Here is a 9,952-nt window from a genome sequence, read left to right on the forward strand (position 1 = left end):
AACCAGCTGCGAATCTACCAAATTCCAGTGTATGAATCGGTAAGCGGTAGTTATTCACTCCGTGAACGGTACCTAATTCATGGTTAATCGTATAATCAAGTGTTAACCAAATAGGACGTTATAATTGTTAACCAGCAGGCGTTAACCAAGCTGGAGGTCCCATGGCGCAAAAACAGCTCTCAATGAAAGAAATCGCCCAACTTGCCGGGGTCTCCGTAGCCACCGTGAGCCATGTGGTCAACAACGTTGGCCGTTTCTCCGAGGACACGCGCAAACGCGTGCAGGATGTTATCGACCAGTACGGTTACGTTACCAACCAGTCCGCCAAGACGCTTCGCCAAGCGCAGTCGCGCTCCATAGGCATGATCGTGCCCGATATATCCAACGACTTCTTTTCCAAGATCGCCTACCACGTAGAGCGCACGCTTGCGGCGCAGGGGTACTCTGTCTTTGTCTGCAACAGCGGCAACGATCCGCAGCGCGAGCGCGATTACTTCCATAGCCTTGCCAGCAAGCAGGCCGACGGCATCATATGCATCTCGGGCCTGCGTGAGCTCACGGACGACATCGTCACGCGCGGTATCCCCGTGGTCTGCATCGACCGCATGCCGCAGTCGGACCTCGCCATCCCCCACGTGGGGACCGATGACGAACGCGGCGCCTACCTGGCAACGAGCGCACTCATTGACCGCGACTGCAAAAACATCCTCACCATCTCGAGCTTTACCGCAGACTACGACCGCAACGACCGCCTCACGGGCTATATGCATGCGCTCGCCGATCATGGCCTGCCGCTTCGCCGCGAGTACATGGCCTACGTCACCGGCCAGCGTCCTAGCATGGACGAGGCTCAGGATATCGTTGCCGGAATGATCGATGCGGGCATGCCGCTCGACGGCATCTTTGCCACAAGCGACCATTCGGCCGCAGGAGCGCTGCGCGCCGTGCAGGCAGCAGGTCTCAACGTGCCCGGAGACATCAAGATCGTGGGCTACGATGACTCCATCTACTCCAAGCTCACCACGCCGCAGATCACCACGGTTCAGCGCCACCCCGAGCTCATGGCACAAGAGGGTTGCAAGGCGCTCCTCGACCTCATCGCAGGCCGCACCCCCGCCATGGAGACCGTGGCCCCCGTAGAGCTCGTGCGCCGCAGGAGCTGTTAACCGCACAGAAAGACGCCGCGGGACGCATCCAAGCCTGAAAACGTTCCGCGGCGTCGGCATTGGCGACCTGCGACCATCGGGCGGCCAGAAGCGTCGCACCCATGGTCATCGCCCGCAAGCTCGTCGCTCGCTACTTGGCGTCGGCCCAGGTTATGCCGGTACTGGCTTCGGCGATTAACGGTACGCGGAGGTCTACTACGTGCTCCATGACGTCGCGGACCATCGCGGTGAGCGCCTCGACCTCATCCACTGGGCACTCAAAGTCCAGTTCGTCGTGTACCTGCAGGATCATGTGGGCGGCAAAGCCCTCTTCTTCCAGACGGCGGCTCACGCGGGCCATCGCGATCTTGATGATGTCGGCCGCAGTGCCCTGCATGGGGTGGTTCATGGCCGTGCGCTCGCCAAAGCCGCGGAGTTGCGGGTTTTTGGCCTTGAGCTCGGGAATATGGCGTCTGCGGCCATACATGGTCTCGGCATAGCCCGTCTGCTTGGCACGTGCCACCACGTTGTCGAGGAACGTGCGCACGCCCGGGTAGGCCTCGTAGTAGCGATCGATCATGTCGCGCGCCTCGGCCATCGAGATATGCAGCGACTGCGACAGACCGTAAGCCTGCTGACCGTACACGATGCCAAAGTTCACGGCCTTGGCGCGGCTGCGCAGGTCGGGTGTCACCTCGGACACCGGCACGCCAAATACGCGCGCGGCCGTCTCGGCATGGAAGTCCTCGCCCTCGTTAAAGGCACGTACCAGATGCTCATCACCCGAGAGATGCGCCAGCAGACGCAGCTCGATCTGCGAGTAGTCCACCGCCAAAAAGACGCTGCCCTCCCCCGCCGAGAACGCCGTCTTGACGGTACGTCCCAGCTCCGAGCGCGTCGGAATGTTTTGCAGATTGGGGTCGCTCGAAGACAGACGCCCCGTCGCGGTGATGGTCTGGTTGTACGTGGTGTGCACGCGACCGTCACCACGGCGCAGCGGGCCCAGCGTGTCCAGATAGGTGGACTTGATCTTGGACTTCTCACGCCAGTCCAAGATCAGGCGCACGATCTCGTGGTCGCGGGCAAGGTCGCTCAGCACCTTAGCGTTGGTCGAATAATAGCCGCGCTTGGTCTTCTTGAGGCCCTTGGTCGGAAGCCCCATCACATCAAAGAGTACGTGCGACAGCTGCATGGGGCTGCCAATATTAAAGGTCTCGTCACCGGCAAGGTCGCGAATGCTTCGCTCGACCTCGGTGATCTGGGTCGCCAGGCCCTCGGACAGGCTGTGCAGGCGATCGGGATCCACGAGCATGCCCGCGCGTTCCATCTTGGCAAGCACCGGCACGAGTGGCATCTCGATGCCATCGAACACGTTGGCGGCGTTCTCGCGGGCCATGTGGTCGCGCAGCGGTGCGACCAGCGCCAGCGTCAAGGCCGCCGTGCGAGCGGCGGGTGCAGGAGCGTTCTCGCCGGCACCCTCTGCACCGCGCGCCGCAGGCAGCGCCATCTGCAGATAGGTATCGGCCAGATACGCCTCATCGAACTCGGAGCGGTCGGAATCCAGCAGGTAGGCGGCAACCACGGTATCGAAGATGCGCGTGGAATCGGCAGACAGCGGGTCCATGAGCTCGGGCTCAGAGGAATCGATAGGAGAAAGCTCGTGCAGCAGCGCCTTCATGTCCGGACTCGCCACGCGGCCCTCCATAAACAGGCGCGCGAGCACGCCGGTAATCACGCCGTGGGCAAAGTTGAACCCATCAACGGCAGCGGCCACGCCACCGTCGCCCTCCTCAAGCGCAAGCAGCCCCTTGGACGTCGCCAGCCACAGCGTGCGTGTCAGGCCAAAAAGCGCGCCCTCCTCCTTGTCGTCGTCCACCACGGTGGCAATCCACTCGCCTGCCTCGATCGCGCGAGCGATCTCGGCAGTAGCGGCAGCGAGCGCCTCGGCATCGCCGGCGACAACGCGCATAACGGGGGGAATCTCAAACGTGCTGGCAGTGGCCGCAGCCCCACCCTCATCACCGATCAGCGACAAGAAACGGTTCTGCATGGCCGTAATGCCCAGCCCGCCCAGTGCCGCGGACACCTCATCGGCAGAAAACGCCGGGAAGGACGTTTCGTCAAAGTCGAGCTCGACAGGCGCATCGGTGCGAATGGTTGCGACCTTGCGGCTCAGCAGCGCATCGTCGATATGCGCACGCAGGTTCTCGCCCATCTTGCCCTTGACCTCGTCGGCATGCGCGATGACCTCGTCCAGGCTGCCGTACTGCGCGATAAGCGCGCTCGCCTTTTTGGGACCGATGCCCGGCACGCCGGGAATGTTATCCGACGTATCGCCCTTCAGGCCGTAAAAATCGGGCACGAGCGCTGGCGTGATGCCGTGATACAGATCGTCCACGCTCTCGGGCGTCATAATCGCCACGTCGGACAGGCCCTTGCGGGTCGAGACCACGTTGACGTGCTCGGTCACGAGCTGATACATGTCGCGGTCGCCGGTCACCAGCAGCATGTCGCAGCCGGCTTCCTCGCCCAGACGAGCCATGGTACCCAGGATATCGTCGCCTTCCCAGCCCTCGGACTGCAGAATCGGCACGTTGAGCGCCGTGAGCAGCTCCTTAATCATCGGAAACTGCGCGTGCAGATCGGGGTCCATGGGCGGGCGCTGCGCCTTATACTGCGGCAGCATCTCCATGCGCACGCGCGGCTTGCCCTTGTCAAACGCCACGACCACACCGTCGGGGTTAAAGGCGTCGATCATCTTGAGAAACATGTTCAGGAAGCCAAAGATCGCGTTGGTGGGGCGACCGTCCGGCGCGTTCATGGTGGGCGGCACGGCGTGGAAGGCGCGGTGCATGAGCGAGTTGCCGTCAATAACGGCAAAGGTGCGGCGCTTGTCAGACATATTGAATACCTCGCTTTGGGCTGGGCACGGTTTGCTTCCACCAGTTTACACGCTCCCCGCCCCGCGGCCACCGCACATCAAGCTCCCCCGCCACCACGCGCCTGCGCGTGATACGATGGCTCACGGTACATCAACCAGCACGATCGATCCGAAAGGAGCCTGCGTCATGGAGCGTCCCTGCGCATGGAAAAAGTACACGCCACAGCAAATCGAGGAGCTCGAGGAGCTTTGCCGCGGCTATAAGCAGTTTTTGAGCGAGAACAAGACCGAGCGCCTGTGCGTCAAGACCGGGATCAAGATGGCCGAGGAGGCGGGATACGTCGACCTGGAGACCGTGATCGCCGAGGGCCGCGCGCTCAAGGCCGGCGACAAGGTGTACGCCGCCAATCACGGCAAGGACCTTATGCTCGTCAACCTTGGCACCGCCCCGCTCGAGCAGGGCTTTAACATCCTGGGCGCCCACGTTGACTCGCCGCGTCTGGACCTCAAGCAAAACCCCGCCTTCGAGGCCGGCGACATGGCCTACCTCGACACGCACTACTATGGCGGCGTCAAGAGCTACCACTGGGTCGCTTCCCCGCTCGCACTCGTAGGCGTCATCTGCAAAAAGGACGGCACCACCGTCGACATCAACATCGGTGACAAGGCCGACGATCCGGTCTTTACCATCTCCGACCTGCTGATCCACCTCTCGAGCGAGCAGATGGCCAAGCCCGCCAAGGACGCCGTCGACGCCGAGATCCTCGACGTGATCGTGGGCGGCCGCCCCGTCAAGTTTGACGAGGACGACAAAGACGCTCCCAAGGAGCCCGTCAAGCAGATGTTCCTGGACATCCTCAAAGAGCAGTACGCCGTCGAGGAGGAGGACTTCCTCTCCGCCGAAATCGAGGTCGTGCCCGCCGGCCCCGCCCGCGACATGGGCCTCGACCGCTCCATGATTCTGGGCTATGGCCACGACGATCGCGTCTGCGCTTACCCCTCCATGCTCGCCCAGATCGACGTTGCCAACGTAGAGCGCACGAGCATCACGCTCATCGTCGACAAGGAGGAGATCGGCTCCGTGGGTGCCACCGGCATGACGAGCCGCTTCTTCGAGAACGCCGTCGCCGAGATCATGACGCTTGCCGGCGAGGGCAGCCCGCTGGCCCTGCGCCGCGCACTCGCCCACAGCCGCATGCTTTCCTCCGACGTGTCCGCCGGCTTCGACCCGGGCTATGCCGGCAAGTTCGAGACCAAAAACGCAGCCTTCATGGGTCGCGGCCTGTGCTTTAACAAGTACACGGGTAGCCGCGGCAAGGGCGGCTCTAACGACGCCGACGCCGAGTATGTGGCCCTCATCCGCGACATCATGGACGAGGCGGGCGTGGACTTCCAGACCTGCGAGCTCGGCCGCGTCAATGCAGGCGGCGGCGGCACCATCGCCTACATCATGGCCAAGTACGGCATGAACGTCATCGACTCCGGCGTTGCCGTCCTGTCCATGCACGCCCTGTGGGAGGTCGCCAACAAGGCCGACATCTACGAGGCATATCGCGGCTACAAGGCCTTCCTCGAGCGCGCCTAACCAGTCTCTTGTAACTTGCGGTGAAATACGGATTGATTTGGTCTTTCAATAGCCCAAACAGACCGTATTCCACCGCAACTTCCTTTATGGCAGAGGAGAGTCCATGCTGCAGGTCATCATTTCGCCCGCCAAGCAGATGCGCGCGGCCCAAGATGCTTTTGAAGTCCTGGGCATTCCACCTTTTGCGCACGAGACGGCTCGCCTCCACCGCGCACTGATAGATATCGAGCGAAATGAAGGCAGCGGCGGCCTGCAGGCGCTATGGAACGTGAGCGACAAACTGCTGGGGCCTTGCCTCAACACCCTGCATGAGTTCGGGCCCATCCTGAAAAACGGCGATCTCGACAATCCCGCACTCGCCCGTCGCCTCTCCCCCGCCGTCATGTCCTATCACGGTATTCAATACCAGAGCATGGCGCCCGAGGTGATGGATTCCACGCAGCTCGCATGGCTGCAAGACCATCTATGGATCCTCTCGGGCCTTTACGGATGCGTACGCCCCTTTCATGCCGTTGAACCGTATCGGCTGGAGATGGGCGCGAAGCTTGCCGTCGACGATGCCCGAGACCTCTATGCGTTTTGGGGCGACAAGCTCGCACGGGCCATCGCTCCGGCGGGCTCCAACGCTACGATCGTCAACCTCGCCAGCGTAGAGTATGCCAAAGCCGTTTTGCCCCACCTCGCGAGCGACGCCACGGCCGTCACATGCCTCTTTGGCGAGGGTATTCGCAACGGCAAGCCCATCCAGCGCTCGACCGCCAGCAAAAAGGCGCGCGGCTCCATGGTGCGCTGGATGGCAGAAAACAAGCTCGAGGATGTAAGCGGGCTCACCGCGTTCGACGTTGGCTATCGCCACCTTCCCGAGCTTTCAAATAAAAACACTTTGGTCTTCCTGAACGATCAGGCCTTGTAGGACCACCGCTACTTTTGAATGTGCCGCCTAGGCACGGCGTCTATCCCGCCAAGCCGTCGGCTTTGGCAATTTTATTTGTCGAGCCGTCCTGATAAGTAATCTTGACGTGCTCAACCTCGGACACCGCAACACCCGTCGGAGGCTCCAGACGCCATTCCGTCAGGGCGATATCCATGGTCGTGGGCACATCTCCTTGATCTTTGAGCTTCACCGTGAGCGTTTTGAGCGCCGCGTCAAACGTCACGCGTTCGATTTCTTCACCTGGAATGGACCCACCACTCAGCTGCAACTGCACAAACTCATCGCGCGGGTACCAATAATCGCCCGAAACGGCGAGCGTATTGGCATTACCGCCAGTACTCCTCACCGTCATAATCGGTAGGCTATCATCAGCCTCGAACCCCCATGCAGCGCCGCCGCGACCGCCAAACGTCCAAATACAAAAGGCAATCACCAACACGGCAAGCACCGCAAAACCAATCGCGACAAGGCCATGGTGCGCACGGCTTTCCTCGGCCGATACATCCCATTGCGTCTCTCGATATAGATGCTTGTCTTCCATGTTCGCCTCCCCATGGGCATGCTCATCGCGTCAATCGTACCCATTCAGGCTATACTTGAGCCCACCACATAAACGGGGAGCTTGCAGGACAAGACGGCAGGCTGAGACTGGGCGCGCCCGCCCTGACCCGCAAACCTGATATGGGTAATGCCAACGAAGGGAGCCGTGCCAATGAGCACACAGACCGAGCCCAAGCTTGTCACGCAAATCGACTTCGCCCGCGCCGGGCAGATCACGCCGCAGATGAAAGAGGTCGCCGAGCGCGAGCATCGCGACCCCGAGTACATCCGCGAGCGCGTGGCAGACGGCCGCATCGCCATTCCCGCCAACATCGTGCACATCAAAAAGGGCATGCGCGCCTTTGGCGTCGGTGAGGGGCTGTCCACCAAGGTCAACGTCAACCTGGGCATCTCGGGCGACAAGGCCGATGCCGCCGAGGAATGGAAGAAGGTCAAGATTGCCGAGGACTTTGGCGCCGACGCCATCATGGACCTCTCCAACTCGGGCAAGACGCGCCAGTTCCGCCAGCAGCTCATCGACGAGACGCCGCTCATGGTGGGCACGGTGCCGATGTACGACGCCATCGGCTACATGGAAAAGCCGCTGGTCAAGCTTACCAAGGACGACCTGCTCGAGGTCGTGCGCGCACATGCCGAGGACGGCGTGGACTTTATGACCATCCACTGCGGCATTAACAAGTCGGTCATCAAGACCTTTAAGGAGACAGGCCGCCTCATGAACATCGTCAGCCGCGGCGGCTCGCTGCTGTTTGGCTGGATGGAGGTCACCGGCAACGAGAACCCCTTCTACGAGTTCTACGACGAGGTGCTCGAGATCTGCCACGAGTACGACGTGACGATCTCGCTCGGCGACTCCTGCCGCCCGGGCTGCCTCTACGACTCCAACGACGCCACCGAGACCGCCGAGATGATCGAGCTGGGCAAGCTGTGCAAGCGCGCCTGGGCAGCCGGCGTCCAGGTCATGGTCGAGGGCCCGGGCCACATGGCGCTCGACGAGATCGCCGCCAACATGAAGATGCAGAAGCGCCTGTGCCACAACGCCCCGTTCTATGTGCTGGGGCCGCTGGTGACTGATATCGGTGTGGGTTACGATCACATTACCGCCGCCATCGGTGGCGCCATCTCCGCGAGCTCGGGTGCCGACTTCCTGTGCTATGTGACACCAGCCGAGCACCTGTGCCTGCCTAACGCCCAGGATGTGCTCGATGGCCTCATGGCCACCAAGATCGCCGCACACGCCGCCGACATCGCCAAGAAGGTGCCGCACGCCCGCGACATGGACGACAAGATGGGCCAGGCACGCCGCAAGCTCGACTGGGACTCCATGTGGAAGTGCGCGCTCGACCCGGTCACCGGCAAGAAGCGCTACGAGGAGTCCCCCGCCGCCACCGAGGGCACCTGCACCATGTGTGGCAAGATGTGCGCCGTCCGCACCGTCAACAAGGTGTTCGAGGGTACGACGATCGATCTCGGCATGGAGGACTAACTCGTCACCGGAGCCACAATCAGTAACATGGTGTTCGTCAATTGTTGACGTGTGAACATTTGCTTACATTTGCGTAAAGATTACATCGCCCGCCCGGGTTCGACATAGAGTCGGCCCGGGCATCTTTATAATGCTGGCTTAAAGACCCATTTGATTCCGACCGAACAAGGGAGCAAACATGGATCGCAGTAAGGTACCTGCCGTTCTATCCATCGCAGGATCCGATTCCAGCGGTGGCGCCGGCATTCAGGCCGACATCAAGACCATCACGGCGCACCGCCTGTATGCCGAGACGGCCATCACCGCCATCACCGCACAAAACACGCTCGGTGTCACCGCCGTGCAGAATATCTCCCCTGATATCGTCGCTGCGCAGATCGACGCCGTATTTGACGATATCCGCCCCAGCGCCGTCAAGATCGGCATGGTTTCCTCTGCCGAGATTATCGAGGTTATCGCCGACCGCCTGAGCGCCTGGAACGCGACAAACGTGGTCGTCGACCCCGTCATGGTAGCCACCTCGGGCGCACGGCTGATTGCCGAAGATGCCGCCGAGGCGCTCACCCGCCGCCTGTTCCCACTAGCAACCGTCATCACGCCCAATATTCCCGAGGCCATGGCCCTGCTTGACTACGAGGTCGACTCCGAGCGCACACAGCAAAATGCTGCCATGCTCCTCACCCGCCGCTTTGGTTGCGCATCCCTCGTTAAGGGTGGGCATCTTGTCAACGAGGCCAACGATGTATTGGCCGAACCCGCGCCACTCGATGACGAGGGCAACCATCTGGGCGATCCGCTCACCACGTGGTTCCGCCACAAGCGCATCGAGACCGACAACACACACGGCACCGGCTGCACGCTTTCGTCCGCCATCGCCTGCGCGCTGGCCCAGGGCATGGATCTTGCCGATGCCGTCAATGCGGGCAAGGCATACCTGACAGGCGCTCTGGCCGCCGGCCTGAACATGGGCAAAGGCTCCGGCCCTGTCAACCACATGTGGCAGTATTAAGATTCACAGCCCAGAGCCACCGCAAAGGGGGCAGGCACCTTTGCGGTGGCTCCCACAAACATCTCGATCTGTAACAGTTAGAGCCCATTTTTCGGCCCACCTGTTACAGATCGAGACATTCAAATTCCGCTGAGAAGATAATCTCAATCTGTAACAGTAACTCGGCAAAATCGACCCTAGATGTTACAGATCGAGACAAACGACCGATATCGACCTAAATAATCTCAATCTGTAACATCTAGCCCGTTTTCGACCTTACAACTGTTACAGATCAAGACAAACAAACGATCCAAAACCACCGCAAAGGGGGCAGTGAACTGCCTCCCATTTCTTGGACATCGGGAAATGGGA

The 9,952-nt window shown here is 61.1% G+C and carries 7 protein-coding genes and 1 riboswitch; of the genes, 5 read left to right on the forward strand and 2 right to left on the reverse strand.

Features of this window, described 5'->3' with window-relative positions; translation table 11 throughout:
- Nucleotides 1-161: 161 nt before the first annotated feature.
- Complete coding sequence (locus DW899_RS06230; protein ID WP_117640307.1) at nt 162-1,166, forward strand: LacI family DNA-binding transcriptional regulator; 1,005 nt, start codon at nt 162-164, stop codon at nt 1,164-1,166.
- Between the two features lie 130 nt (nt 1,167-1,296).
- On the opposite strand, the gene polA is transcribed toward DW899_RS06230, so the two are convergent.
- Nucleotides 1,297-4,047: a DNA polymerase I gene (polA, locus tag DW899_RS06235; RefSeq protein WP_117800345.1), complete on the reverse strand. Its 2,751-nt coding sequence runs from the start codon at nt 4,045-4,047 to the stop codon at nt 1,297-1,299.
- Nucleotides 4,048-4,213: 166 nt separating this feature from the next.
- Here polA and DW899_RS06240 point away from each other — a divergent pair, with 166 nt between their 5' ends.
- Together DW899_RS06240 and DW899_RS06245 are read left to right on the forward strand one after the other, a co-directional pair.
- Complete coding sequence (locus tag DW899_RS06240; RefSeq protein ID WP_117800346.1) at nt 4,214-5,611, forward strand: aminopeptidase; 1,398 nt, start codon at nt 4,214-4,216, stop codon at nt 5,609-5,611.
- A 103-nt stretch (nt 5,612-5,714) separates the two neighbouring features.
- Nucleotides 5,715-6,524 (forward strand): YaaA family protein, encoded by an 810-nt coding sequence (locus tag DW899_RS06245; RefSeq protein WP_117800347.1) that lies wholly within the window; start codon nt 5,715-5,717, stop codon nt 6,522-6,524.
- Between the two features lie 40 nt (nt 6,525-6,564).
- Here DW899_RS06245 and DW899_RS06250 read toward each other — a convergent pair whose 3' ends face one another.
- Nucleotides 6,565-7,086 (reverse strand): hypothetical protein, encoded by a 522-nt coding sequence (locus DW899_RS06250; RefSeq protein WP_117800348.1) that lies wholly within the window; start codon nt 7,084-7,086, stop codon nt 6,565-6,567.
- 63 nt (nt 7,087-7,149) lie between these two features.
- Nucleotides 7,150-7,265, forward strand: a riboswitch (TPP riboswitch).
- On the opposite strand from DW899_RS06250, the gene thiC reads away from it, so the two are divergent.
- Complete coding sequence (gene thiC, locus DW899_RS06255) at nt 7,258-8,592, forward strand: phosphomethylpyrimidine synthase ThiC (RefSeq protein WP_117800349.1); 1,335 nt, start codon at nt 7,258-7,260, stop codon at nt 8,590-8,592. (Overlaps the previous riboswitch by 8 nt.)
- A gap of 178 nt (nt 8,593-8,770) precedes the next feature.
- Nucleotides 8,771-9,601, forward strand: a complete 831-nt coding sequence (thiD, locus tag DW899_RS06260) for a bifunctional hydroxymethylpyrimidine kinase/phosphomethylpyrimidine kinase (RefSeq protein ID WP_117800350.1) — start codon at nt 8,771-8,773, stop codon at nt 9,599-9,601.
- The last annotated feature ends 351 nt before the right edge of the window (nt 9,602-9,952 follow it).

Source organism: Collinsella sp. AM41-2BH (assembly GCF_003468085.1).
Taxonomy (GTDB): domain Bacteria; phylum Actinomycetota; class Coriobacteriia; order Coriobacteriales; family Coriobacteriaceae; genus Collinsella.

Coding starts and splice junctions, on each gene's coding strand:
- DW899_RS06230 (WP_117640307.1), top strand. CDS start 162: ATGGCGCAAAAACAGCTCTCAATGAAAGAAATCGCCCAACTTGCCGGG.
- polA (WP_117800345.1), bottom strand. CDS start 4,047: ATGTCTGACAAGCGCCGCACCTTTGCCGTTATTGACGGCAACTCGCTC.
- DW899_RS06240 (WP_117800346.1), top strand. CDS start 4,214: ATGGAGCGTCCCTGCGCATGGAAAAAGTACACGCCACAGCAAATCGAG.
- DW899_RS06245 (WP_117800347.1), top strand. CDS start 5,715: ATGCTGCAGGTCATCATTTCGCCCGCCAAGCAGATGCGCGCGGCCCAA.
- DW899_RS06250 (WP_117800348.1), bottom strand. CDS start 7,086: ATGGAAGACAAGCATCTATATCGAGAGACGCAATGGGATGTATCGGCC.
- thiC (WP_117800349.1), top strand. CDS start 7,258: ATGAGCACACAGACCGAGCCCAAGCTTGTCACGCAAATCGACTTCGCC.
- thiD (WP_117800350.1), top strand. CDS start 8,771: ATGGATCGCAGTAAGGTACCTGCCGTTCTATCCATCGCAGGATCCGAT.